The sequence below is a fragment of the Dactylosporangium sp. NPDC051541 genome (assembly GCF_044454505.1).
Lineage (GTDB): Bacteria > Actinomycetota > Actinomycetes > Mycobacteriales > Micromonosporaceae > Dactylosporangium.
The window spans coordinates 1,075,204-1,100,496 of sequence record NZ_JBITDU010000003.1 but is presented as its reverse complement, the minus strand read 5'-3'; the positions used below and the strand labels follow the sequence as shown (position 1 = coordinate 1,100,496).

Here is a 25,293-nt window from a genome sequence, read left to right as displayed (position 1 = left end):
GCTGGCGGCCGGGGGCGGCTATGAGGTGACTCTGGATGCGGGGCGCATAGCGTGCCGTAATCAGAAGGGCAAAGTGCTCAGATCGTTGCCCCCGGCACTGCGGGACGATCCGGTCGTGACCGGGCTGCGGCAGCTGACCGAGTGGCTCGCCCGGCACGAGGCCGAAGTTCGCGAACAGGTCGACCTGTGGATGATCCGCTCCCTGCCGGTGCCGGCCGAGCTCCTCGCGCGGGTGTGGGCCGACGAGACCTGGCGGGCCGCGCTGACCGACCTCGTCGTCGCCGTCCTCGACGACGACGGCTCGTTCGACCCGGACGAGGCCGGCTTCCTGCGTGACGCCACCGCCGACGGCATCGGGATCGTCAACCTCGACGGGGAGACCGTCCGGCGGCCGGCCGAGCGGGTCGCGGTGCCGCACCCGACCCGCCTGCCCGACCTCGACGACCTCCGCGAGTTCGCCGCCGACCTCGGCGTCAAGCAGTCCGTCGACCAGCTGTTCCGGCAGACCTGGACCCGCCCCGACGACCTCGAGCCGGGCGCGGCCGGGGTGCGCGACTACGCGGGCGGCCGCTTCGCCGAGCTGCGCCACCTCCTGGCCCGGGCGGGCTCGCTGGGCTACCCGGTCCGCGGCGGCTACGCCGTGTGCCGCGTCTTCGAGGACGGCCGCGGCCTGGAGGCCCGCAGCTGGGTCGGTGCCGACGACCCCTATTCGGAGGCCGAGACCGGCGACCTGGTGTTCGTCCACCCCGACGGCAAGTCGATCCCGCTCGCCGAGGTGGGGCCGGTCGCCTGGTCCGAGGGGATGCGCATGGCCGCGGCGCTCTACGCCGGCCGGGTCGTCGAGGAGAGCAAGGAGCAGGACGCATGAGGACCGAGGATCTTCTGGACGCCGGGGCCGTTCTGCCGGTCGGCACGGACGCCGCCAAGGACACCGTCGACACGCTCACCACGCGCTCCTACGCGCACCCGGTGCTCGGCGACCGCAAGGTCGTCCGGCTCGTGCCCGCGGCCCTCGGGCCGGCCGAGGACCTGACGATGGAGTTCCTCGGGTTCACCGCGCCGGAGACCGTCGCCGAGGTCGGCGTGGTCCGCCAGCAGGCGCTCGGGTTCCCGGCCTGGGCCCTGGTCCACGACCCCGCCAACGGCCACCACGCCCTCGCGCTGGTCAAGGACATCGAGCGGCTGGTCCGGGTGGCGAAGTCGCGCATCGGGCCGGCCCGCGACGGCTTCAACGAGCTCGGCGACCGGCTGGCCCGGGCCGTGCCGCACTTCCTGCCGACCTACTACGAGGAGGCGGCCCGCGCGTTCCTGGCCGCCGACAGCCAGACCTACGCGGCCAGCATGTTCGGCAAGGCCCGCGACGCCGAGCGCACCTATGCCCTGGAGATCGACGAGGAGCGCCAGCACACCGTCTTCCTCGAGTTCGCCCTGGCCGGCGCGCTGACCGCGAAGGCCCTGGCCCAGCACGCCCGCGACCTGGCCGGCCGCTGCACCCCTGACGTCGCCTACGCCCGGTTCCGCCGCCTCTGCCTGGAGCGGACGCTGGGCGGGATGCCGCCCTACGCGCAGATGCACGTCGACCTCGGGCGGCTGGCCAAGGCGGCCAAGCTCGGCCCCGAGGAGGACGAGCTCGTGCTGCGGGAGCTGCTCGCGGCGCCGTCGCTGCTGCGGGCCCCCGGCGGGTTCTGGAAGGCCTACCGCCCGGCCCTGCTGCGCATCGCGTCCCGCGAGCCGAAGGTCCGCGGCCAGCTGCTCGGCATGTTCCCGCAGGACTGCCCGTTCGGCACGTGGCTGGAGATCCTCGAGGAGTCCGGCGCGACCGCGGCCCTGACCGAGCCCGCCGGCACCGTCGACCCCGCCGCCGAGTCGCCCGACGGGCCGGCCGGCTGGCTGGTCCGGGCCGACCGCAGCCGCGGCTGGCGCAAGGAGCGCGACGCCGGGTTCACGGCCCTGACCGAGCGGATGGCGCCGCGGCTCGTCGCCGACGGCGTCCCGGTCGAGCTGGCGTCCTCGCACAGCCGGATCGACCTCGACCTGATCGACCTCATGCTGGCGCTCGGGGTGCCGCTCGCCGACGTCCACGAGCACGCCCGCGTCGACGTCTCCGTCTGGCTCAACGACGAGGGCGCGGGCCGGCGCGACCTGACCCATGCCGTCGCCCACGAGCGGCTCCGGTCGCTGCTGGCCGGCAGCATCGAGGGCCACCTCAAGACCTGGTATCGCTCCGGCGACGCCCAGGTCGACCAGGCCCGCGTGGCCCAGGTCGTGGCCGTGCCGGGCCTGCGCACCGCTCTGCACTGGTGGCTCGACCGGCTCGCCGACCGGGTCGAGCAGCAGGGCCTCACCACCGTCGGCGCGGAGCTCGACCGGCTCACCCTCGTCGCCTGCCCCGAGGGCCTCGAGGTCAACCCGGCGGCGATCGCCCGGATCACCGCGTTCGACCTCGGCCCGGTCCTCGGCCGCACCCTGCGGGCCGGTGTCCTCGACGAGTTCGGCTGGCCGGCCCTCGAAGGCGCCACCGAGACCCTGTTCGGCCCGGACCGCACGCTGATCCGCGACGGCCTGGACGTCACACCGCAGTGGCCGGCCCTGGTGCTGCGCCGCAACGACCGGGTCCTCGTCGTCGGCGACGAGGGCGTCGAGCTCGACCACACGCTGCGCGTCCCGCCGGACGAGCTGCGCTACTCGTGGAACCTGGTGACCCGCTACGCCGACGGGCAGCTGCTCGTGGCCTGGAACCGCAACGGCCCGCGGGCCGGCTACTGGAGCGGCGCCCCCGACGACGTGTTCGTCAACGTCGAGGACGGGCTCGGCGAGGGCGGCAACCACTCGATCGCGCTGCCCGACGGCGGGCGCACCGCGGGCGGGCGGCCGCTGCGGGCCGGCGACCAGAAAGCCCAGGAGTTCGGGCGGGTGGCCAGCGACGGGCGGCACCACTGGCTGCTCGTCCAGGAGCCGGACTACTCGGTGCGCTGGTATGAGTACGACGCCGCCACCGGTGAGCGCGGCCGCGCGTCACTGCCGACGTTCTTCGAGGAGGGCGCGGCCGACGGGCAGCCGCTCGATCCGTCCGGCTGCGCGCTGCGCCCGGCCTCGCCGCGGATGGCGGGCAGCCCGTTCGGGTCCCGCGACGGGCTGGTCGGCTGGCGGTCCCGGCGCACCGAGGACGGTCAGGCCGGCGAGGGCGTCGACGGCCGGACGTTCGCGATGGCCGACCCGGAGTCCAACCGGAGCCACCGGCAGCGCTCGCTCAGTGCCGCGATCCGCTTCCCCGGGTCCGACGTGGTGCACGGCCTCTATGTCGAGCACCAGTGGCGGGCGGTCTCCATGCACCTGTACACGGCGGACGGCCTCAACTTCGCCAGCGTCAACTCCGGCGGTGACGACGGCCCGTTCGCCGAGGGCACCGCCCTGCTCCCGCCGGCCTCGTTCTGGCACCAGCTGCGCCCGCGCGACGAGACCGGCTCGGCCGCGCTGCGCGTGCTCGGCGACGACGCGGCCGCGCGGCTCATGGCCGGCGTCGCCGCACTGGGCGGCGCCGAGGCCGACAAGGCCACCATCGCCGACGAGGCGGTGCTGGCCGTGGTCGGGCCGGAGCTGCCGGAGGTCACCGACCCGGCGCTGCTGACCGGCATCGGCGGGATCGTGCGGCACGCGGCCCGGGCGGCGCTGCGGCTGGCCCGGCTCACCTCGGCCACCGCGGAGATCCTGGCCGCCGGCCCGGCCACCACCGAGGCCACCGGCGCCGACGCCCACCGGGTCGACGACCGGGTGCTCAACGACGCGCTCGAGGGGCTCATCCCCAGCTGCTACAGCCACGGCCGGGAGTGGGTGCGGCACTTCACCGACGCCGGGGCCGTGCTGAGCGGCGGCGAGCCGCGCACACCGCTGGACACCTGGATCGGCAACGGCGACCTGGACTGGTGGGACACCATCGGAGTCCTGCCGGCGGTCCTGCTGCGGGCGGCGTCCCCGGCCACCAAGCCGGAACATCGGGCCGCCCTGCTCGACGTGCTCGACGTGCTGGCCGAGTCCGGTCTGCTCGACGGGGCCGGGCGGACCCGCCGGGTCACGCTCGAGTCCGACACCAAGGCGCCGCAGCTGACGCCGGGCCGGCCGTTCACGGCCGGCCCGGGCCGGATCGTGCTGCCGTTCCAGGTCGACAGCGACGGCGACGTCACCGGCATCGAGCACGCCGCCGACGGGCGGTTCGGGCCGATCGCCGGGCACACGCTCAAGTTCGAGCGCGACTTCGACCGCCGCGGCCTCGGCCGCGACGGCGTGGCCCGGTTCGTCGCCGCCGGTCGCGCCCACGACGGCGCCGCGCCGCTCCTGCGCCCGGAGATCGTCCGGGCCCTGTCGGCCGCGGGCGGGATCAGCCTCGCCGAGGCCACGGTGCTGCTGTCCGGCTCGGGCGACTCCCGGCAGGCACCGATCAGCGCGATCGAGGGCTGGCAGCCCGCCGACCCCACGGTCACCGACGCCGCGATCGACGCGGCGATCGAGCACGTGCGCCGCAACAGCGGGCTGGGCCCGAAGGGCGGTGCGCCCGCGGCCCTGCTGCCGGGCGACCCGGCGCGGCTGTGGACCGACGGGCCGGACCCGGCCCGGTTCGGCGCCTGGCGGGCCGAGCAGGTCGGCGCCCGCACGCCCGTCGGCGACGACCTCATCGTCGAGTGCCGCAAGGCCGGTGTCTCCACCGACCTGAGCGCGTCGGAGTTCCTGCACGGCCTGACCAACCCGGCCACGTGCAAGTGGCTGCACGCGGTCGGCCAGGGCGTCGCCGGGGAGGCGCTGCTCGTCACCGTCGCCCGGGGCGTGCCCTGGCTGGTGCGGCGGCTCCCGGCCGACCACCCGATCCGGGTCGGCCTGCCCGGCGTCGTCGCGGCCGTCCGGGCCCTCACCGCCGACCCGACGTTCGAGCTGCACATCGCCGGCGACGAAGAGGCCACCATCGACAAGGCCCTGGCCTCGCTGGGCCTGGACCGCGAGTCCGGGCCGTTCTCCGTCAGCGACCGGGGCTACTGGCGGCAGGTGGCGGTCCACCCGGCCAAGCTGGACGGCCCCGGCGACCGGCGGGTCGACGCGCTCATCGCGGCGCTCGGCGGCTACTCCGCCCCGATCGTGGCGCTGCGGGCCATCCTCGGCGACGACATCAGCCGCTGGCTGGACGCACCCGTCGTCGAGGCGCCGCACGACCCGTCGCGCTCCGCGCCGCAGATCGTGGCCCAGGTCGCCGAGCGGCACGGGATCAGCGCCGACGCGGCCACGCTCTACCTGCAGCTGCTGGCGCTGCCCGACCCCACCGACCGCAATGTGGCCGCGTGGACCGGGTGGAAGCCGGCCCGGCTCAAGCAGGCCCGGGCCGAGCTGACCGGCACCGACCTCGTCGTCGAGGCGAAGCGGCCGCGGGCCGGGCGCTCGCTGTTCCTGCCCGGCGGGTGGCTGGCCTGGAAGGCGCCGGTGCTGCCCGTGGAGCGGTGGAAGCTGCCGCTGATCCTCGGCGGCGGCGAGAACGGCACCGCCCTCGGCGCGGTCGTCCCGATCGCTCCGGCCCCGGCGCTCTTCGGTCTCGCCTGGGACCGGATCCTCGCCGACGACACCCCACGCTTCGAGGAACTGCAGACCCGCGCATCGCAGGGAGGGCGTCGATGACCGCCACCGTGACCAGTCCCCGGCAGGTCGACCCGGCCGAGCACGCCCACGCCACCGAGCTCGCGTTCCTGGCCGCGTTCGACGGCGGGGCGCGGCCGCCCGGCTGGCGGCTCACACCGCGGGCCGTCGTCACGTTCATCGTCGGCAGCGACGGCGAACTGGCCCTGCCCAAGGGCAAGCGGCCCGAGGGCGTGCCGGCGAAGCTGGCGATCGCCCGGAAGTTCGTCGGCGACCGCGCCCTCGTCGAGCGGTGCGTCGTCACCCTCGCCGGCGAGCGCGGGCTGCTGCTCGTCGGCGAGCCCGGCACCGCCAAGTCGATGCTGTCCGAGCTGCTGTCCGCGGCCGTCTGCGGCACCAGCGAGCTGGTCGTGCAGGGCACCGCGGGCACGACCGAGGACCAGCTGCGCTACGGGTGGAACTACGCGCTCCTGCTCGCCAAGGGCCCCAGCCCTGAGGCCCTCGTGCCGTCGCCGGTGCTGACCGCGATGCGGGCCGGGCAGGTGGCCCGGATCGAGGAGATCACCCGGTGCCTGCCCGAGGTCCAGGACGCGATGGTCTCCATCCTGTCCGACCGGCGCATCGCGGTGCCGGAGCTGTCCGGCACCCCCGGTGCGACCGTCCACGCCGCGCCGGGCTTCACCCTCATCGCCACCGCCAACCTGCGCGACCGCGGCGTCTCGGAGATGTCGGCCGCCCTCAAGCGCCGGTTCAACTTCGAGACCGTCGGGCCGATCCCCGACCTGGCCCAGGAGACGGCGCTGGTCGGGCGGCAGGCGAAGGCCGCCCTGGAGCGGGTGGAGACCGCGTTCGAGGTCGACGAGGCCGTCCTCGAGGCGCTCGTCACCGCGTTCCGGGACCTGCGCGGCGGGCGCTCGGTCGAAGGGTGGGAGGTCGAGCGGCCCTCCACGGTGATGAGCACGGCCGAGGCGGTCGCGGTGGCCACGTCGCTCGGGCTGGCCGCCGCCTACTTCCCCGGCGACCGCGACGTCCTCTCGCTGCTGCCCGCGCACCTGCAGGGCGTCGTGTGCAAGGACGACCCGTCCGACGGGGCGAAGCTGCTCGGCTACTGGGACGGCCCGGTCCGGCGCCGGGCCGAAGAGGGCGCCCGCCTGTGGAGCCGGCTCTGGGAACTGCGCGATGTCCTCCAGCCCTGACCCCGGCGCCGCCCTGGCGGCACTCGCCGGCTCGGCCGCACCCTTCCTGATCGGGGTGCGGCACCACTCCCCCGCGCTGTCCGCCGTCATCGGCGAGCTGCTCGACCGGTTCCAGCCGGAGGTGCTGCTGCTGGAGCTGCCACCCGAGTTCACGTCGTGGCTGCCGTGGCTGGCCGACCCCGCGACCACGGCGCCGGTCGCGCTCGCCGGGGTCCGCGGGGCCGACGACGGCCTGTCGTTCTATCCGTTCGCGGACTTCTCACCGGAGCTGGTGGCGGTCCGCTGGGCGGCGAAGCACGGCATCGAGGTCGTGCCGTGCGACCTGCCGCTGTCGTCCCGCTCGTGGCCGTCCTCACCAGCCCTGGCTCCGGCTTTCACTCCGGCTCCGGCTCCGAGTGAGGGCTCGGCGCCGGGCGGCGGAGTGGCTGTTGCTTCGGCGTTTGGGGATGCGCTGCGTCAGGCTGCGACCGGGCGGCCGGATGAGGACATGTGGGATCGGGTCGTGGAGGCGCGGGCGCCCGGGGCCGATGCCGAGGCGGTGCGGCGGGCGGCGTTGCTCGTCGGGTGGGCGATGCGGACCGACTCGGCGACCGGGGCGGGCGTGTCGGAGCTCGATCTGCGGCGGGAGGCCTGGATGCGGCGGTGCCTGGCCGCGGCGGCCGGGCGGAAGGTCGCGGCGGTCGTCGGGTCGTTCCACGCCGCGGCGCTGCTGAGCGGTTCGCCGGCCGAGGACGCGGTCGAGGACTCGGGTGACATCGTGACCTCCCTCGTGCCCTACAGCTTCGCGCTGCTCGACTCCCGGTCCGGATACCCCGCGGGCATTCGCGACCCACGGTGGCAGCAGGCCGTCGTGGCCGCCGCCGGTCGGGCCGACGGCGTCGAGGCGGCCGCGCTGGCGTCCATTGTGGAGGTTTGCGCGCGGGTCCGGGCGGCCGGGCACCCCGCCGGGCCGGCCGAGGCCCGCGAGATCGTGCGGCTGGCCTCGGATTTGGCCCGGCTGCGGGGGCTGCCCGCGCCCGGCCGGGGCGAGATCGTCGAGGCGCTGCAGAGCGTCCTCGCGCACGGCGAGGTGCTCGGGCGCGGCCGGGCCGTGGCCGCGGCGATGGAGTCGGTGCTCGTCGGCGACGTGCGCGGGGCGCTCGCGCCGGGTGCGCCGCGGTCCGGGCTGCGGCCCGCGGCCGAGGCGCTGCTCGACGAGCTGCGGCTGCCCGGCCCCGGCACGCCGGCCAAGGACGTGCGGCTCGACCCGCTGCGCTCCGACCTCGACCGGCGCCGCGACGTGGCGCTGCGACAGCTCGGGGCGTGCCGGGTCCCCTACGCGGAGCACACCGCGGTCGAGGGCACCGGCGGCGTCGACGCGCTCACGACCCGCTGGCGCATCGAGTGGACCCCCGGCACCGAGGCCATGCTCGACGTGGCCGGCATCCGCGGCGTCACCCTCGCCCAGGCGGCCGAGGGGGCGCTGCGCGAACGGCGGCGGCGCGAAGAGGGCGCCGAGGGCCCGACGGCGGCGCAGATCATCGCCGGGCTGGCCGCGGCGGCCGAGTGCGGGCTGCCGGCCCTGGCCGGTGAGCGGCTCGCCGAGGTCGCCGAGCTGATCCCGGCCGGCGCGACCCTCGACGAGCTGATGGCGGCCCTGGGCCTGCTCGATCGGCTGCGCAACGGGCACATCCCCGGCCTTCCGGCCGCGGCCGCCGCGGAGCTGACCGACCTCGAGGCGCTGGGCTCCACATTGGAGGCCGCGGCAGCACGCCAGGTCGACGGCCTTACCGGCTCCGACGACCTCGGCGACGTCCACGCGCTCGTGGCCCTGGGCCGCCGCGCCGACGCCGCCGGGGTCGGCCTGCGCCTCGCCGCCGCCCTGCACCGGCTGACCACGGACGCCACCCCGACGATGGCGGCCGCGGCCGGCGCGGTCGAGGTGCTGCTGGGCCTGGCCGAGCCGGCCGCCCTGGGCTCGCGGGTGGCGTCCTGGGTCGACGCCGCGGTCAACGACGACACCCGGCGCCGGCTGCTCGGCCACATGCGCGGCCTCCTGGCCGCCGCCGAACCGTTGCTGCAGTCCGGGCCCGACGCTCTGGAAGGGCTGCTCGACCGGGTGGCGACGCTGCCGGACGACGCGTTCCTGTCGCGGCTGCCGGCGCTGCGGGGCGGGTTCCAGGCCGTGAGCCCGGCCGGTCGCGAACGCCTCCTGGCGGTGGTCCGCGACCGGCTCGGCGACACGGCCGACTTCGACGGCTCCGAACCCGACCCCGCCGCCCTGCTCCGCCGCCTCCTCGCCGACCGCGCGGGCCGGGCCGCGGTGACCGCACTCGGCCTGCTTCCGGCTTCACCCACGGCGGCCGGCTCACCTTCTGCCACCGGCTCACCTTCTGCCACCGGCTCACCTTCTGCCACCGGCTCACCTTCTCCCACCGGCTCACCTTCTCCCACCGGCTCAGCTTCTAATACCGGCTCAGCTTCTACGCCGGGATCAGCTCCCACGGCGGAACCGGCTCCTGCGACCGGATCTGCGGCTGGATCGGCGCCTGCGACCGGATCGGCCTCGGCGGCTGGATCGGCTTCGGCGGGCGGGGGGCTGGCGGTGCTCGATCGGTGGCGGCTGCTGCTCGGGCGGCAGGAGCAGCAGCTCGGGGCGGCGGCGCGGCGGTATGCGACGGCGCTGGACGAGCTGTACGGGAAGGGCCGGGGCGAAGGGGCCGCGGCCGAGGCGGCCGGGCGGGCCGGGCGGGAGGCGCCGTTCCCCAACGTGCGGGAGTGGGCTGAGGAGCTGTCCGCCCTGTTCGGTCCCGGGATTCGGGAAGAGGTCCTGGCCCGGGCGGCCGAGGGCGGGCGACGCGACGCGGTCATGCTGCTCGAGCCCGAAGCCGTGAACCCCTCCGTCGAACTGCTGCAGACCGTGCTGTCACTGGCCGGTGGCATGCCGGAGAGCTCGCTGGTCAAGCTGCGGCCGCTCGTAGCCCGGATCGTCGACGAGCTCACCCGGCGGCTGGCGACCCGGCTGCGGCCGGCGCTGGCCGGGATCAGCACACCGCGGCCGACATACCGGCCGGGCGGGCCCCTCGACCTGCCGCGCACCCTGCGGGCCAACCTGGCCACCACCCGGCGCGACGCGGACGGGCGGGTCCAGGTCATCCCGGAGCGGCCGGTGTTCAAGACCCGGGCCCGCCGCAGCGTCGACTGGCGGCTCGTCCTCGTCGTCGACGTGTCCGGGTCGATGGAGGCCTCGATCATCTGGTCGGCGCTGACGGGGGCGATCCTGGCCGGGGTACCGGCGCTGACGACCCACTTCATCGCGTTCTCCACCGAGGTCGTGGACCTGACCGACCGGGTCAGCGATCCGCTGAGCCTGCTGCTGGAAGTCCAGGTCGGCGGCGGCACCCATATCGCCAAGGGGTTGCGGCATGCGCGGAGCCTGGTGACAGTACCGTCGCGGACCCTCGTCGCCGTCGTCAGCGACTTCGAGGAGGGCTACCCGCTCGGCGGGCTGCTCGCCGAGACCCGGGCCCTCGTCGAGTCCGGCGTGACCGTCCTCGGCTGCGCCAGCCTCGACGACGCCGGGCGCCCGCGCTACTCGGTGTCGGTGGCGTCACAGCTCGTCGCGGCCGGGATGCCCGTGGCCGCGCTGAGCCCCCTCGAACTCGCCCGCTGGGTCGCGGAGAAGGTGAAATCGTGAGCGGAACACAGCGAAGCAGCGGCGGCGGCGGCGAAGCGCGCGGCGACGCCGTCGCGAGGGATACGCAGCCAGGCGAAGTGGCGGCGGCGGAGAGCGCGGAGGGGTCGTCGTGAACGGGACGGAACGAAGCGCGCGGCGGCGCCGTCGGGGCGGATCGCAGCGAAGCGGCGGCGGCGGAACGCGCGGAGGGGTCGTCGTGACCGGTGCGCAGCGAGGCGAAGTGGCCGCAGCGGCGGCGGGGCGTGCGGAGGGGGCGTCGTGAGCAGCTCCTTGCCGCCGATCGATGGGTCGGTTCTGGTCACGGCGGTCGACGGGCTGCCGGCCCGGCTGCGGAAGAAGCTGGACGACGCGGCCGGACGGTTCGCGGGGCTGGCGGTGGTGCGGGACGGCGATCGCTTCACGGTTGCCGTCGACGACGCGACGACCGTCACGCTGCTCGCCGAGGGTGGATTCGTGCGGTCCGCGGACGCGGTGACGTGCACGTGCCTGCTCGCGCCCAACTGTCTGCACCGGGCCGGGATCCTCGCCAACGCGCCCACTTACGCACCGGACGAACCGGTCGGCGACGAGACCTTGGCTGTCGGTCCGGTGAGCGGCGAGTTCCCGGCGGACGAAGCGCTGCCCGGCGGACGATCGGCCGGTGGGAGCGACGGCGCATCCGAGCTGGACGGGGCGCAACCGGGCACATCCCAGGGTGGCGCATCCTACGACGGTGCGTCCTCAGGCGGCTCTTCCTCGGGCGGGGCATCCGACGACGGTGCGGGCTCGGGCGATGCCTCCTCCCGCGGTGCCTCCTCGAGCGGTGCGTCGTCGGGCGGGGTATCCCGCGGCGGTGCGGGCTCGGGCGGTGCGGGACCGGGCGGTGCGGGACCGGGCGGTGCGGGACCGGGCGGTGCGGGACCGGGCGGTGCAGGCTCGGGCGGTGCAGGCTCGGGCGGTGCGGGATCGGGGGTTGCGTCGCCGGGGGCGGGTGGCGAGGTGGGGTTGGTCGAGGTCGGCGGCGGGGAGGTCCGGGAGCTCGGGGTGGTGCAGCGGGCGGCGGTTGAGCAGGTTTGGCAGGCGGCCGTTGCTGTGCTCGGGGGCGGGGTCAGTGGGTCGGGGACCGTGGCGCGGGCAGCGTTGCTGCGGGCGGCGCATGAGGCGCAGGCGTGCAAGGTGTACCGGGCGGCGGCTTCGGCTCGGACCGTGGCCACGCTGCTGCAGGCGGCGCGCGGGGACGATCCGCACTACCGGTTGGCCGATCTCAGTGCCGGGCTGCGGGAGTTGCTGCTGGTCACGCACGCGTTGCGAACCGGGGGGAGCACGGAGCTGGGGACGGCTCGGCGGCAGTACCAGCTCGCCGGGAGCCTTCGCCTCTACGGGCTGTGCACCACCGCGGTGCTGGCCGGGACCGGGCATGCGGGCGTGGTGACGTACGCGGTGGACCGGCAGGGGCGGATCTGGATGGTCGCCGATGTCATGCCCGGCGACGCGCGGCGGGCGGCCCGCGGTGGCGACGCCACGATCGCCATGGGTGAGACTGCGCTCACGCACCGCAAGCTGACCCGGGCCGGGCTGGTCGTCTCCGGTGCCACCGCGGCCGGCACGCGGCAGCTCGGGGCCGGCAAGGGCGTGCGGGCGGTCACCGCGTCCGGGGCGGCCTGGGCCGAGGAGCCCCTCGCGCGGCTGTGGGCGGAGCCGGTCGCGGCGCAGGTACATCGGGCGTTCGCCGCGCTCGCGGTGCCGGTGACCGAGCGGAGCGCCGGGGCCGATCTGCTGTTCCTGCGGGTGACGGTGCGCGGCACCGACGGGGATGCGGTCTTCGCCGACCACGCCGACGGGACCGCGCTCACGCTGCGGGTCGCATCCGACCATGCGGCGCTCGGATACCGGCAGAATCTGCGGGTCCTCGGGCGGGCCGAAGGGCTGCAGATGCTCGTCGTCGCGCGGCCCGACCCGTCGCGGCCCGGCACCGTGCTGCCACTGTCGGTCGCGCCGGTGGAGGGCGAGTCGTGGCGGGTCGACGGGCACGTGGACCTGGCGTTCGACCGGCTGCACTCCTCACAGTTCCCGCAGGCGGCCCCGGGCGAAAACGGCGCCGCTCCACACAAGACGGCCGCCGACGAGGCAATACCGCGGGCTGAAGCAACACCGCAGGCCGAGACAGCACCACAGGCCGAAGCGACACCGCGGGCTGAAGCAACACCGCAGGCCGAGACAGCACCACAGGCCGAAACGACACCGCGGGCTGAAGCAACACCGCAGGCCGAGGCCACGCCACCGGCCGGAGCAACACCACGGGTCGAGGCCACGCCACCGGCCGAAGCAACACCACGGGTCGAGACGGCACCGCGGGTCGAGTCCTCGCCGCGGGTCGAGTCCTCGCCGCGGGTCGAGTCCTCGCCGCGGGTCGAGGCGGCGGACGGGGACGGTGTGGATGGGGGGTGGCGGCCGGCGGTGCACGATGCGGCGCTGCAGTTGCTGTCGGCGCAGGTTGAGCGGGCGGTGGCCGGTGGGCGGGTGATGCTGACGTTTCCGGCCGGGCGGTCCGTGTCGCCGGCGGTCCGGCTGCGCAAGGCGCGGCTGGAGGTGGGGGCCGAGCTGCTCGATCACCTGGTCCAGGCCGCGAACGACCGGCCCCGCAACGCGTTCGGGCGGCTCGCGGCCGACGACGGGACACGGTTCGCGCAGGCCTGGCTGGCGGCGGCGACGTACACCGACGCCGCCGGGCGGGCCCTCGCCGAGGCCTCCTGGCTACCCGCGGACGTGACCTGACCGCGGTCGAACGAGGAATCCGACGCCGCCCTCTACCGAAGCCTTGCGGCGAGCCCTGGCCGAGGCCTCCTGGCTACCTGCGGAGGTGACCTGACCGCGGTCAAAACGAGCCATCCGGCGCCGCCCTCGACCGAAGCCTTGCCGGCGAGCCCTGGCCGAGGCCTCCTGGCCATCTGCGGAGATGACTTGACCGTGGTCAAAACGAGCCATCCGGCGCCGGCGACCGAAGCCTTGCGGGCGGGCTGCGTAGCGGCCTGGTGCCGAAGGGCTGCGCGTACAACTGCTGAGCGGTACCGCGATGGCGAAGGGTCGGGGTGAGGACCCCGGCCCTTCGGTTATGCGCTGTTCAGTGGATTTCGCCTTCGCCGGCGTCCGTGAAGTCCCGGTCGAAAAGGTGCACATGTGCGGGTGGGTTGGGGATCGGGACCGGGGCCCCGGCCAGGACCGCTGACGCGATCAGGAGTGCCAGCAGCAGTTTGCGCATATCGCCCCCTTTAGGCGGCCGCCGGGAGAGCGCGGCCTCCGACATCGACGGTGGCGACAGTACAGTTTCGCGGTCCCGGGCGTTGCCCCGTTCGCGCGGTGCTACTCGGGCCGGGATTCGCCGGCGTCGGTGAACTGGGTGTTGCAGATGACGTCCCCGTACGGGTCCAGGATCACGGTCGGGCCGACGACGAGCATCGCCAACGCCGCCAGGACTGCCATCAGGTTCCGCATCTCGCCCCCTTCTGGCGGCCGCCACCGTGGCGGCCGATCGTGCATCGACCGTCGCGACTGTACAGTTCCGGCCGAGCCGCAGGAAGACTTGCTGCGATCGCCGCGAGCGATACGGTGTCGGCGTGGTGAATCTCCTGATCTACGCCGGGGCCGCCGACGAGCACGGCCCGCAGCTGCGCACGGGCGGAGTGCCGCTGGCACCGGCCGGCTTCGAGTGGCCGCAGTGCCGGGAGTGCGGGGGCGCGATGCAGTTCCAGGGCCAGGCCCCGCTGGACGGCGGCGGGCTGCTGTCAATGTTCATGTGCCAGAACGATCCCGGGCTGTGCGACGAGTGGGATGCCACGGCGGGTGGCAACCGGGCGTACCTGTTCGGGCCGGACGACCTGCGGCCGGCCATGGTCCCGGCCGAGGGTGCGACGCGGCTGCCGGAGGCGCAGGGGGCCACCCTCGAGGAGGTGGCGGGCGACGACTACTTCCGGGCCCGCGAGGAGTGGGCCGAGCGGGCCGGGCAGTCGCCCCGGCAGGTGCTGGGCCAGCTCGGCGGCGAGCCGGGCTGGCTGCAGGGCGACGAGACGCCGGCCTGCCCGTCCTGTGACCGGCCGATGTCGTTCGTCGTGCAGTTGGAAGAGGGCCACGAATACCGGACCGCGGCGAACTACGGCGGGGGCGGCTGCGCCTACGGGTTCGTGTGCCGGCCCTGCGCGGGTGCGGCCTTCCTATGGCAGCGGTGAGGTCGCCTCGATGGCGGCGATGAAGGCCTTGGCCCGGGCCTCGTAGTTGTCGTAGCGGCCGTAGCTCGGTGCGGCCGGGGACAGCAGGACCACGCCGCCGGGCGGGATCAGGGTACGCGCTCGCAGTACCCCCGCGAAAAGGTCTTCCGCTGTTTCACGACGGACGTTGGGCAGGTCGCCGACGACGTCCAGGATGTGCTCGCCACTGTCCGGGATCGCGATCAGCGTGACGGGCACGGCTTTGTCGCGCAGGTAGTCGCGCAGCGGGGTGTAGTCGATGCCGCGGTCCTGGCCGCCGACCAGGACGGCCAGCTCACGGCCGGCGTAGGCCTCGATCGCGTGGATCGTCGTCTGCGGGGCCGTGGAGAGCGAGTCGTTCACGAACTCGACGCCCGAGGGGTCCGCGATCGGGGTGAGGCGGTGCGGCAGCGGGGTGTAGGAGCGCAGCGCGGCTTCCAGCACGGCGGCGTTCGCGACCACGTCGACGCCGTCGGCTTCCAGGGTCGCCAGGGCCACGCTGAGGTTGCCGGTGTTGTGGGTGCCGCGCAGCGCGAACGCGTCGCGGGGGAAGAGCCGCTCGCCGTGGCGGACGATCCAGCCGCCGGACTCCCAGGGCTCGACCGGGACCAGCGGCAGGCCGGGGCGGGCGGCCAGCTCGGCGGACAGGGTCGGGTCGGTGGCGTTGTAGACGACCGCCTCCGGGCCGTGCATGGCGATGTTGAGCTTGTGCGCGTAGTACTGCGACGGTTTCCCGTCGCGGGTCCAGTCGAGGTGCTCCTCGAACAGCGACGTGATGACCGAGATTCGGGGCGAGACATCGAGATCCGCACATTGGTACATCGACAGCTCGAGCACATACCGAGCCGCGCCCGGCAGCGAGAGCACCGCGATGCCGATGTTGCCGCCCAGTTCGTTGGGGCGGCCGACGGCCGTGAGCAGGTGTGCGATCAGGGTCGTGGTGGTGCTCTTGCCCTTGGAACCGGTGACGCCGATCGTCTGCCGCGCGTGGTCGGCCATCCACAGGGCGGTGCCGCCGGTGATGGCGACACCGCGCTCGCGCAGCCGCTGGATCCACGGGTTGGACTCGCCCACGCCGGGCGAGCGCACCAGGACCTCGACGCCGTCCAGGGCCGGGCCGAACGCCTCGCCCTCGTAGAGCGGGACGGCGCCGGTCCAGGCCGTGGCGGCCAGGAACGTGGGCTTGTCCTGCACGGCGATGAGGGAGGCGGGGCCGACCGGGGCGATCGCGGCGATGGCCGCGAGGCCCTCCCGGCCGGTGCCCCACACGGCGACCCGCTTCCCGGCGAGGTCCGACAGCTGCATGAGGACGTACTTTAGCCCCGCCGCCCGGTGGCGGCCTTGCGGTAGTCGCTGTTCAGCCGGCCGATCAGCGTCAGCGGGATGCCCTTGGGGCACACGGTGGTGCACTCCCCCGCGTTGGTGCAGCCGCCGAAGCCGGCCTCGTCGTGGGCCTCGATCATGCCCAGGACCCGGGACTCGCGCTCCGGCTGGCCCTGCGGCAGCAGCCCGAGGTGGCCGACCTTGGCCGCGGTGAACAGCATCGCCGAGCCGTTGGGGCAGGCGGCCACGCAGGCGCCGCAGCCGATGCAGGTGGCCGCCTCGAACGCGGCGTCGGCGTCGGCCTTCGGGACCGGGGTGGCGTGGGCGTCGGGCGCGGCGCCGGTCGGGGCGGTGATGTACCCCCCGGCCTGGATGATGCTGTCGAACGCCCGCCGGTCCACAACGAGGTCGCGCACGACCGGGAAGGCGGCCGAGCGCCACGGCTCGACGTCGATCGTGTCGCCGTCCTTGAAGTGCCGCATGTGCAGCTGACAGGTGGTGGTGGCCTTGAGCGGGCCGTGCGCCACCCCGTTGATCATCATGCCGCACATGCCGCAGATACCCTCGCGGCAGTCGTGGTCGAACGCGATCGGCTCGTCGCCCTCGAGGATGAGCCGCTCGTTGAGCACGTCGAGCATCTCGAGGAAGGACGCGTCCGGGGAGACGTCCTTCACGACATATTCGTGCATCTTGCCGCGGGCCGACGGCCCGGCCTGGCGCCACACGCGCAGCTTGATGTCCATTACTTGTAGCTCCGCTGGGTCGGGTGGACGTATTCGAACTCGAGGTGTTCCTTGTGCAGCACCGGCGGCTCACCGGTGCCGGTGAACTCCCAGGCGGCGACGTAGGAGAACTCCTCGTCGTGGCGCAGGGCCTCGCCGTCCGGGGTCTGGCTCTCGCCGCGGAAGTGCCCGCCGCAGGACTCGGCCCGGTGCAGGGCGTCGACGCACATGAGCTCGGCGAGCTCGAAGAAGTCGGCGACGCGGCCGGCCCGCTCGAGGTTCTGGTTGAGCTGCTCGCCCGTGCCGGGCACCTTGACCCGCGTCCAGAACTCCTCGCGGAGGGAACGAATCAGGGAAAGCGCTTTCCCCAGCCCCTCCTCCGTCCGTTCCATCCCGCAGTACTCCCACATGATGTGGCCGAGCTCGCGGTGAAAGGAGTCGACGGTGCGATCGCCGTCAATCGATAGAAGCTTGTCAATCCGGCCGGAGACCGCCGCCCGCGCGGCCACGACCGCCTCGTCGGATTCCGACACCGCCGGGAAAGGCCCGGACGCGAGGTAGTCGTTGATCGTGTTGGGCAGCACGAAGTACCCATCCGCCAGGCCCTGCATCAGCGCGGAAGCGCCCAGCCGGTTGGCCCCGTGGTCGGAGAAGTTGGCCTCGCCCACGACGAACAGGCCGGGAATGTTCGACTGCAGGTCGTAGTCGACCCAGAGCCCGCCCATCGTGTAGTGAACGGCCGGGTAGATGCGCATCGGCGTGGCGTACGGGTCCTCGCCGGTGATGCGCTCGTACATCTCGAACAGGTTGCCGTACTTGGCCTCCACCGCGGGCCGGCCCAGCCGATCGATGGCGTCGGCGAAGTCGAGGTACACGCCGAGCCCGCCGGGGCCGACGCCGCGCCCCTCGTCGCAGACGTTCTTCGCGGCCCGGGAGGCGATGTCGCGGGGCACCAGGTTGCCGAACGACGGGTAGATGCGCTCGAGGTAGTAGTCGCGCTCGGCCTCGGGGATGTCGGCCGGGGCCCGGTGGTCGCCCGCCTCGACCGGCACCCACACGCGGCCGTCGTTGCGCAGCGACTCGCTCATCAGCGTCAGCTTGCTCTGGTGGGTGCCGGACTCGGGGATGCACGTCGGGTGGATCTGCGTGTAGCAGGGGTTGGCGAACAGGGCACCCTGCCGGTGCGCCCGCCACGACGCGGTGACGTTGCAGCCCTTCGCGTTGGTGGAGAGGAAGAAGACGTTGCCGTAGCCGCCCGAGGCGAGCACCACGGCGTCCGCAAAGTCGGTGGTGATCTCGCCGGTGACCAGGTCCCGGACCACGATCCCGCGGGCTCGCCCGTCGACGACGATCAGCTCCAGCATCTCGTGGCGGGCGTGCATCTCGACGTTGCCGGCCGCGATCTGCCGCTCCAGGGCCTGGTAGGCGCCGAGCAGCAGCTGCTGGCCGGTCTGGCCGCGGGCGTAGAAGGTGCGCGAGACCTGGGTGCCGCCGAACGAGCGGTTGTCGAGCAGGCCGCCGTACTCGCGGGCGAAGGGGACGCCCTGGGCCACGCACTGGTCGATGATGTTGACCGACACCTGGGCCAGGCGGTAGACGTTCGACTCGCGGGCCCGGAAGTCGCCGCCCTTCACGGTGTCGTAGAAGAGCCGGTAGACCGAGTCGCCGTCGTTGCGGTAGTTCTTGGCCGCGTTGATGCCACCCTGCGCCGCGATCGAGTGCGCGCGGCGGGGGCTGTCCTGGTAGCAGTACGAGCGGACCTTGTATCCGGCCTCGGCCAGGGTCGCCGCCGCCGAGCCGCCGGCCAGGCCGGTGCCGACCACGATGATCGTGAGCTTGCGCTTGTTGGCCGGGTTGACCAGCTTGGCGCCGAACTGCCGGCGCTCCCAGCGGGTCTCGATCGGGCCGTCCGGTGCGGCGTTGTCGGCGATCGCGTCGCCTTCGGTCCAGTACGACATCACTTCACCAGCCCGGTGAGTACGGCAAACGGAACGGAGAGGTACCCGGCGACGAGGACCACCGAGAGCACCAGGGCGACGCCGCGGGCGATGCGCTCCCCCCGCGGGCTCTGCTGGCCGAGGGTGCGCGCGGCGGAGAAGATCCCGTGGCGCAGGTGGAAGCCGACCGCGACGATGGCCAGGGCGTAAAACAGCGTCACGTACCAGCGGCCGGGCGCGAAGTCGGCCACGACGTTGGCGTAGGGGTGCTCGTGGTCGCCGACCGGGTTCACCGTGCCGGTGGTCAGGTCGAGGATGTGGAAGATCACGAAGAGCACGATGATGACGCCGCCCCAGCGCATGGTGCGCGCGGCGTAGCTGCCCTGGACCTTGGCCCGGTGGGCGTAGCGGACGGGACGGGCCAGCCGGGCCCGGCGGGCCAGGATGACGGCGGCGGCGATGTGCCCGAGGACGGCGATCGTCAGCCCGCCGCGCTGGATCCACAGGAACCATTCGTGCGGCAGCGCCGGCGCCCCGAGGCCCCGCAGCCAGTGCGCGTAGTGGTCGAACGACTCGGCCCCGATGAAGATCTTCAGGTTGCCGGCCATGTGCGCGAACAGGAACAGCACCAGCAGGATGCCGGTGCCCGCCATCAGGAGCTTCAAGGCGACGGACGATGTCTTCTTCTTCCGGATTGCCGGAGTCGCCCGTTCTGCCGTCATTACCGCCACTCAGCCGACGCTAAGTTCACCGCAATGATTCGTCCAATGCATGAATCAAACAGTGGCGATAGCCGTAGGCTATCGAAGTGCAACTGCAGCAGCTTCGGTACTTCCTGACCGTCGCCGAACTACGACATTTCACCCGGGCCGCCGAACAGCTCGGTGTGAGCCAACCGACACTGAGTAAACAAATTCACACCCTGGAGAGCGCGCTCGGCGCCCCGCTGTTCGACCGCTCCCGGGCCGGCGTCGTGCTCACCACGGCCGGCGAGACGCTGTGGCCGCTCGCCCGCCGGGTCGTCGCCGACGCCGACACCGCTCGCGACGCCGTCCAGGAGGTCGTGGGCCTGCGGCGCGGACGCGTCCGGCTGGGCGCGACACCGAGTCTCTGCACGTCACTGGTACCGCTCGTGCTGCGCGACTTCCACACGACGCACCCGGACATCGAGCTGCACGTCGACGAGGGCGGGTCGCAGGACCTGGTCGCCGAGCTCCTCGCGCACGGCCTCGACCTGGCCCTGATCGTGGAGCCGGCCCGGGGCACCGACCCCACCCTCGAAGCGGTGCCGGTGCTGCGCGAGAGCCTGGTCGTCGCGTCGGTGGAGCCGATGCCGGCCACCATTTCCCTGCCCGATCTGCGCGATGTGCCCCTTGTCATGTTCCGCACCGGCTACGACCTGCGCGACACCACCCTGGAGGCGTGCCGGCAGGCCGGGTTCACGCCCCGCTACGCGGTGGAGGGCGGCGAGATGGACGCCGTGCTCGCGTTCGTCGAGGCCGGTCTCGGCGTCGCGCTGGTGCCGAGCATGGCCATCGTCAACCGGCCGCTGCTGCACGCCGCACCCCTGGTCGCGCCGGGCGTGCACCGCACGATCGCCCTGGCCCAGCGGCGCGCGACGGTGCTGCCGCACGCCGCCCAGGCCATGCGGGCCACGCTGCTGGATCACGTGGCCCGCGGCCCGTTGCCCGTCGGTGTGCAGGCGCTTTAGCTCTCCGGCTTGAACGTCGCCGACTTGCCCTCGTTGCTGCGGATGGAGAACTTCACCGGCGCGCCGCCCTTGGTGCAGGAGGCGTGCAGCGACCAGCCGACCGTCACCGAACGCAGGTTCGCCGGCGCCGCGACCACACCGTCCTGGGTCGGCGCGCTCGAGGTGGTCGAGGGCGCGAACGACGGGACGGTGAAGGTGCCGGCGCCGTTCGCCTTCAGGCCGGAGCCGCTCAGCGAGAAGGTCCGGCCCATGTCGATGGCGCAGTCCACGCCGTCGCCGTACAGGACCCCGCTGACCTCGTACCAGAGCCACGCCTGGCCGGCCGGCGCCCAGCCGCTGCCCTCCACCCACGGGGTCAGCTCGAAGTCGACGCCGATGCCGAGCGGGATCATGTCCGAGCCGGCCGGCGTGATCCACGAGCCCATCGTGTCGGCCCGCCCCACGTAGATGGGGTAGAGCCCCGCCACCCGGCCGGCCGAACCGGTGCGCAGGTCGATCGACTGGGCCCGGCCGTCCTCGGTGAGCTGCAGCGACACCGGCGCGCCGGCCGGGACGCTCACCGCGAGGAGGGTCCCGTCGGTCACCGGCTCGGCGAGGGGCCGCCGCTGGTCGCCGACGACGACCTCCAGCGTGCCGGCGCTGCCCTTGTCCAGGGCGCTTTTCGGCGGCTTCGTGAAGCGGGCCAGGAGGATCTCGTGGCCGGGGTTCGGGCGCAGGGTCGAGCGAGAGCCGTTCTCGGACGTGAGCCGGGTCGTCACGACCGCCGGCAACTCCGGCACGGTGACCGACTCGGCCAGGGCGACGGCGTAGTGGGGGCCGCGGACCGAGGCCACGTTCGGGTCGAAGGCGGTGCCCTTCGGCGCGCCCGAGGAGCCGAGGTCGGCCACGTAGTGGTCGTTGAGCACGCCGACGTAGTCGTCGGCCAGCGGACCCTCGGACGGCGACGGCGATGCGGCCGGCTCCTTGCGCGCGGTGGCCGGGCTCGCCTTCTCCGGCCCGGAGCAGCCGGCCAGCAGCAAGCCCACCAGCGCGATCGACCATATACGATTCCCCATGGCCGAGACGGTACCGCCCGGGCGGGATCGCACCTCACCGGGAATACTTGTCGATCGTGGAGACTGCACGCAGCGATCGCACCCGGCAGTGGCTGGCCGCGCACGACCTGGACACGGAAGGTGACCCCAACGACGCCGCCCGTGACCTGATGCCCGAGATCCGCGCCGACGAGGAGCTCTCGCCCGCCGACAAGCTCGAGGTCGGCTTGGGCCTGCTGGAGATCCTCGGCGCCTACTGGGTCCTGGTCGAGCTGCGCTGGCTCGTGAACGCCGACGAGAGCCTCTGGACCACGTACTGGCAGGCGATCCGCGAATACCTGGAGCAGGCCCCCAGCGAGGCGATCCTGTACTCGCTCTGGAACGACTGGTTCGAGGACATCGAGACCTCGGAGCGGGCCTTCACCGAGGTCCTTGGCCAGGATTTCCAGGACAAGGACCCGGACGAGGCCTTCCTGCGCCGCGCGACCGCGGTGCTCAAGGTCAGCGGCCCGGTGCCCTGGAAGGTGAAGTTCCCGGTCTACACGGCGGCCGCCGAGCACGAGCGGCTGCGCAAGGCCGTGTTCAGCGGGGTCCTCTACAGCTTCCACGACGTCTACGGCTCCCTCGAGATCGCCCCCGCCCTGGAGCTGCTGGACCGCCTCGACCTGCCGGCCGACACCGAGCACCTCACGGAGCTGCGGGAGGAGCTCGCGGCCGGACACGCCAACCAGCACCACCGCGACTGAAAGCCTTCTCAGGCGCGTCCGGTAAGTTCCCCTCCGGCGATCTCGGTTTGGTTCGGTCTCGGGAGGAACGGCGTTGCAGATCTGGGAAGCGATCGTGCTGGGCGTCGTCGAGGGCGTGACCGAGTTCCTGCCCGTGTCCTCGACCGGCCACCTGACCATCACCGAGAAGCTGATGGGCATCCCGATCGACGACAAGGGCGTCACCGCCTTCACCGCGGTCATCCAGGTCGGCGCGATCCTCGCCGCCGTCCTGTACTTCCGCAACGACATCATCCGGTTCGTGAAGGCGCTGTTCCAGGGCCTGTTCAAGGCCGAGAAGCGCCAGGGCGAGGACTGGCGGATGGCGATCAACGTCATCGTCGGCTCCATCCCGATCGTCATCGTCGGCCTGCTGTTCAAGGACTACATCGAGGGCGTCCTGCGCAGCATGTGGTTCGTCGCGGCCGGCCTGGTGATCTGGAGCATCGTCATGACGCTCGGTGACCACCTGGGCAAACAGCGGCGCGGCGAGGCCTCGGTGACGTGGAAGGACGCGCTGATCATCGGCCTGGCCCAGTGCATCGCCGTCATCCCCGGCGTGTCCCGCTCGGGCGCCACGATCAGCGCGTCGCTGTTCCGCGGCCTCGACCGGGTGGCCGCGACCCGCCTGTCGTTCTTCCTCGGCATCCCGGCCCTGACCGCCGGCGGCATCCTCGAGGCGGTCACGCGCTCGAAGGAGATCTCCGAGACGGTCGGCTGGACGGCGACCGGGGTCGGCATCGTCATCAGCTTCATCGTGGCCTACGTCAGCATCGCGTGGCTGCTGCGCTACGTGGCGGGCCACACGTTCGCCGCGTTCGTCTACTACCGCGTCGCCGTCGGCGGCATCATCATGGGCCTGCTCTGGGGCGGCGCGATCACCGCGACCTGACCTTCGCGAAGAGCTCGACGAGGACCAGCGGCAGGATCCCCGCCGGATACCAGAGCACATCGAGCCAGTCGAAGGCGTCTCCAAAGATCAAACGCAGCATGATGTGGTACTTGCTGAGCTCGTGCGGCACCCCGGTGAGCTGGAACGCTTCGACGCCCCAGCACCAGGCCAACGCCATTGCCCCGGCGGCGAAGGGCGCACACCTCGGGGCCACGAACACGACGGCCGCGTAGACCGCCGACGCGTAGAGCGCCGTCCCGGTGTTCTGCTGCAGCGCCCCGTTGCTGTACAGCGCACCCCCGAACACCGCCCGCACCCCGAACGCGATGGCCAGGGCCACCACACCGGTCACGACGGCGGCGATGCGAATGGACCGGTTCGTCTCCAGCACCCCGCGGATGCTACTGGCCCGGGTCGAACCCCGGCTCGCCCGCACTGAGGATCGCCGTGCGCACCACGTCGGCGCCGGCCGAACGCAGGGCGGCGGCCAGGTCGGCCACGAGCGCGGCGACGTCGGCCGGTCCGGTCGCGTGCAGCGCCTCGGCCACGACCAGCGCCCGGCTCGTCGCGGGCCGGATCGCCGACCGGCCGCTCTGCCGGTTGGTCCAGCGGCGGGCGTGCGCGAACCCCTCGGCGTCGGCGAACACGACCTCGCGCGGGTCCGGGTGCTCCACGGTGCCGGCGAACGTCTCGTACGTCTCGGCCCCCGTCGCGTAGCCGACCGTCAGGTCCCCGGCGACGCGCTCGAGATCGAGGGCGGCCACCGGGATCGCGTAGGCGACCGAGACCGCGTTGCACACGTCGACCAGCGGGTGCAGCGCGGGCAGGTCGCCCTCGCGGCGCAGGCGGCGCAGCAGCGACTCGGAGGCGCACCGGTACTGCGTCGGGCGCAGCCCCTGGGCGGCGAAGGCGCGGCGCCAGGCCTGGATCTCGGGCCACGCGCTCTCGGCCGCACCGGCAAGGCGCTCCCGGGCCATGGCGAGGAACGGGCCGGGCTTGACGTCGAGCTCCGGGCTGATCCCCTCGACGTACAGCAGGCCGGGGACCAGGGCCGGGAAGTCCCGCCAGATCGCTTCGTCGTGCTGGAACCGCATCGGCTCAGTCTCGGCGGTGCCGGGCCGGCCGGGCAGGTCCAATCGCGGCCGCGTCCGGCGGACCACTCAGCAGGGGCGGTTGCCGGCGTTGGTGCTGCCCCAGATGCGGTACTCGCCGCCCGGCTGGGTGATCGAGTAGGTCACGTCCCAGCGGGTGCAGGTCTCCGACTCGCGGCCCTTCGGGCCCTTGCCGGGCTGCTGCTGGCTGCGGAACGTCACCCGGGCCTGCAGCTGGCCCTTGCCGGTCGGGTCGGGGCCGAGCGCGAGGAGCAGGATGTCGTCGTCGGTGCTGGTGCTGATCCCGTCGGTGAACCGCTTCACGGCGTTGGCGTCGCCCTGGTTGATCGAGCCGTTCGGGTCAAGGGCGGCCAGGGCGGCGGTGGCGTTGCGGGCGTTGACGGCGGTGAAGTACTTGTCGAACACCGCGGCCACCGCCGGGGCCTTGGCCGGGTCGAGGCTCGGGTCCAGTTTCACCGAGCCGACGGAGGCCGGGAGGGTGGGCGGCCCGGCCGTCGTGGGGGTCGCGGTCGGCGTGTTCGTCGCGGTTGCGGTCGGCGTGGCGGTGCCGGTCGGGTCGGCCGTCGGGCCGGTCGGCCGGGCGGTGGTCGGGCCGGTCGTGGGGTTCGCGCCGCCTCCGGGAAGCCACTTGTCGCGCAGCACGAACGCCACCGTGCCGCCGGCCAGCAGCAGGACCAGCGCGACGATCGCCGGGAAGATCCAGACCGGGCGCCCGCGGTTCGGGGGCGCGGGATACGCCGGCTCGGTCGACCACGGGACCGGCGGCGGCGCCTGCGGCGGAACCTGCGGCGGAGTCGGCTGCGGCGCCGGCTGTGGTGGCGCGGGCGGCTGGGTCGCCCACGGTGGCGGCTGGTCGCCGAGGCCCGGGCCCGCGCCCGGCCAGTTGTCGGCCGGGAAGTGGGCCGGGTCGGCCGGCGGTGGGGCGCCGGCGGCCGGGGACCAGGAGCCGAAGGCGTCGGCGGGGGCGGAGGCCGGCCAGGACACGGGCGGGCCCGCGGGCAGGGCGGCGCTCTGGGGACGGGCGGCACCGCAGGACGCGCAGGCGGCCGCGTCCCCGGTGTTGCTCGAGCCGCACACACCGCACTGCCACATG

At 73.7% G+C, this 25,293-nt stretch carries 19 protein-coding genes; 9 read left to right on the top strand and 10 right to left on the bottom strand.

Translation table 11 applies throughout. From position 1 onward, the window contains the following. Positions 1 to 73 precede the first annotated feature (73 nt). From ACIA8L_RS19230 to ACIA8L_RS19210, 5 genes are all read left to right on the top strand, one after another. Positions 74 to 868, top strand: coding sequence for a DUF4132 domain-containing protein (locus ACIA8L_RS19230; RefSeq protein ID WP_395906127.1), 795 nt, complete (start codon positions 74 to 76; stop codon positions 866 to 868). Further along, a complete protein-coding gene (locus ACIA8L_RS19225; RefSeq protein ID WP_395906125.1) occupies positions 865 to 5,655 on the top strand; it encodes a hypothetical protein in 4,791 nt (1,596 codons plus the stop codon). The genes ACIA8L_RS19230 and ACIA8L_RS19225 overlap by 4 nt, the downstream gene beginning before the upstream one ends. Further along, positions 5,652 to 6,809, top strand: coding sequence for an AAA family ATPase (locus ACIA8L_RS19220; RefSeq protein ID WP_395906123.1), 1,158 nt, complete (start codon positions 5,652 to 5,654; stop codon positions 6,807 to 6,809). Before ACIA8L_RS19225 ends, ACIA8L_RS19220 begins: the two co-directional genes overlap by 4 nt. Further along, positions 6,793 to 10,485, top strand: coding sequence for a DUF5682 family protein (locus ACIA8L_RS19215; protein WP_395906122.1), 3,693 nt, complete (start codon positions 6,793 to 6,795; stop codon positions 10,483 to 10,485). The genes ACIA8L_RS19220 and ACIA8L_RS19215 overlap by 17 nt, the downstream gene beginning before the upstream one ends. A 258-nt stretch (positions 10,486 to 10,743) precedes the next feature. Then, on the top strand, positions 10,744 to 13,239 hold the full coding sequence (locus ACIA8L_RS19210; protein ID WP_395906120.1) for a hypothetical protein: 2,496 nt from the start codon (positions 10,744 to 10,746) through the stop codon (positions 13,237 to 13,239). 346 nt (positions 13,240 to 13,585) lie between these two features. Here the strand turns inward: ACIA8L_RS19210 and ACIA8L_RS19205 are convergent, their stop codons facing one another. Both ACIA8L_RS19205 and ACIA8L_RS19200 read right to left on the bottom strand, forming a co-directional pair. Further along, positions 13,586 to 13,723 carry a hypothetical protein gene (locus ACIA8L_RS19205; protein WP_395906118.1) on the bottom strand — a complete coding sequence of 46 codons (138 nt, stop codon included), beginning with the start codon at positions 13,721 to 13,723 and terminating at the stop codon, positions 13,586 to 13,588. A gap of 101 nt (positions 13,724 to 13,824) precedes the next feature. Next, positions 13,825 to 13,956: a hypothetical protein gene (locus ACIA8L_RS19200; protein WP_395906116.1), complete on the bottom strand. Its 132-nt coding sequence runs from the start codon at positions 13,954 to 13,956 to the stop codon at positions 13,825 to 13,827. Between the two features lie 122 nt (positions 13,957 to 14,078). On the opposite strand from ACIA8L_RS19200, the gene ACIA8L_RS19195 reads away from it, so the two are divergent. After that, on the top strand, positions 14,079 to 14,687 hold the full coding sequence (locus tag ACIA8L_RS19195) for a hypothetical protein (RefSeq protein WP_395906114.1): 609 nt from the start codon (positions 14,079 to 14,081) through the stop codon (positions 14,685 to 14,687). Here ACIA8L_RS19195 and murD read toward each other — a convergent pair. The 4 genes from murD to ACIA8L_RS19175 are packed head-to-tail and all read right to left on the bottom strand — an operon-like array spanning position 14,673 to position 19,409. Then, a complete protein-coding gene (gene murD, locus ACIA8L_RS19190; RefSeq protein WP_395906112.1) occupies positions 14,673 to 16,010 on the bottom strand; it encodes a UDP-N-acetylmuramoyl-L-alanine--D-glutamate ligase in 1,338 nt (445 codons plus the stop codon). The genes ACIA8L_RS19195 and murD overlap by 15 nt on opposite strands. Before the next feature lie 11 nt (positions 16,011 to 16,021). Continuing rightward, complete coding sequence (locus tag ACIA8L_RS19185) at positions 16,022 to 16,771, bottom strand: succinate dehydrogenase/fumarate reductase iron-sulfur subunit (RefSeq protein WP_395906110.1); 750 nt, start codon at positions 16,769 to 16,771, stop codon at positions 16,022 to 16,024. Further along, on the bottom strand, positions 16,771 to 18,708 hold the full coding sequence (locus tag ACIA8L_RS19180; protein WP_395906108.1) for a fumarate reductase/succinate dehydrogenase flavoprotein subunit: 1,938 nt from the start codon (positions 18,706 to 18,708) through the stop codon (positions 16,771 to 16,773). The genes ACIA8L_RS19185 and ACIA8L_RS19180 overlap by 1 nt, the downstream gene beginning before the upstream one ends. Continuing rightward, on the bottom strand, positions 18,708 to 19,409 hold the full coding sequence (locus tag ACIA8L_RS19175; protein ID WP_395906106.1) for a succinate dehydrogenase cytochrome b subunit: 702 nt from the start codon (positions 19,407 to 19,409) through the stop codon (positions 18,708 to 18,710). The genes ACIA8L_RS19180 and ACIA8L_RS19175 overlap by 1 nt, the downstream gene beginning before the upstream one ends. A gap of 80 nt (positions 19,410 to 19,489) precedes the next feature. Here ACIA8L_RS19175 and ACIA8L_RS19170 point away from each other — a divergent pair, with 80 nt between their 5' ends. Further along, positions 19,490 to 20,398 (top strand): LysR family transcriptional regulator, encoded by a 909-nt coding sequence (locus tag ACIA8L_RS19170; protein ID WP_395906337.1) that lies wholly within the window; start codon positions 19,490 to 19,492, stop codon positions 20,396 to 20,398. On the opposite strand, the gene ACIA8L_RS19165 is transcribed toward ACIA8L_RS19170, so the two are convergent. Further along, positions 20,395 to 21,453 carry a hypothetical protein gene (locus ACIA8L_RS19165; RefSeq protein ID WP_395906105.1) on the bottom strand — a complete coding sequence of 353 codons (1,059 nt, stop codon included), beginning with the start codon at positions 21,451 to 21,453 and terminating at the stop codon, positions 20,395 to 20,397. The genes ACIA8L_RS19170 and ACIA8L_RS19165 overlap by 4 nt on opposite strands. 56 nt (positions 21,454 to 21,509) lie before the next feature. Here ACIA8L_RS19165 and ACIA8L_RS19160 point away from each other — a divergent pair, with 56 nt between their 5' ends. After that, on the top strand, positions 21,510 to 22,178 hold the full coding sequence (locus tag ACIA8L_RS19160; protein ID WP_395906103.1) for a hypothetical protein: 669 nt from the start codon (positions 21,510 to 21,512) through the stop codon (positions 22,176 to 22,178). Between the two features lie 73 nt (positions 22,179 to 22,251). Then, complete coding sequence (locus ACIA8L_RS19155; RefSeq protein WP_395906101.1) at positions 22,252 to 23,088, top strand: undecaprenyl-diphosphate phosphatase; 837 nt, start codon at positions 22,252 to 22,254, stop codon at positions 23,086 to 23,088. On the opposite strand, the gene ACIA8L_RS19150 is transcribed toward ACIA8L_RS19155, so the two are convergent. The 3 genes from ACIA8L_RS19150 to ACIA8L_RS19140 all read right to left on the bottom strand — a co-directional run bounded on the left by ACIA8L_RS19150 (position 23,075) and on the right by ACIA8L_RS19140 (position 25,292). Next, positions 23,075 to 23,479, bottom strand: coding sequence for a DUF2809 domain-containing protein (locus ACIA8L_RS19150; protein ID WP_395906099.1), 405 nt, complete (start codon positions 23,477 to 23,479; stop codon positions 23,075 to 23,077). The genes ACIA8L_RS19155 and ACIA8L_RS19150 overlap by 14 nt on opposite strands. A gap of 10 nt (positions 23,480 to 23,489) precedes the next feature. Continuing rightward, positions 23,490 to 24,182: a B3/4 domain-containing protein gene (locus ACIA8L_RS19145; protein WP_395906097.1), complete on the bottom strand. Its 693-nt coding sequence runs from the start codon at positions 24,180 to 24,182 to the stop codon at positions 23,490 to 23,492. 66 nt (positions 24,183 to 24,248) lie between these two features. Continuing rightward, positions 24,249 to 25,292 carry a hypothetical protein gene (locus ACIA8L_RS19140; protein ID WP_395906095.1) on the bottom strand — a complete coding sequence of 348 codons (1,044 nt, stop codon included), beginning with the start codon at positions 25,290 to 25,292 and terminating at the stop codon, positions 24,249 to 24,251. Position 25,293: the final 1 nt, after the last annotated feature.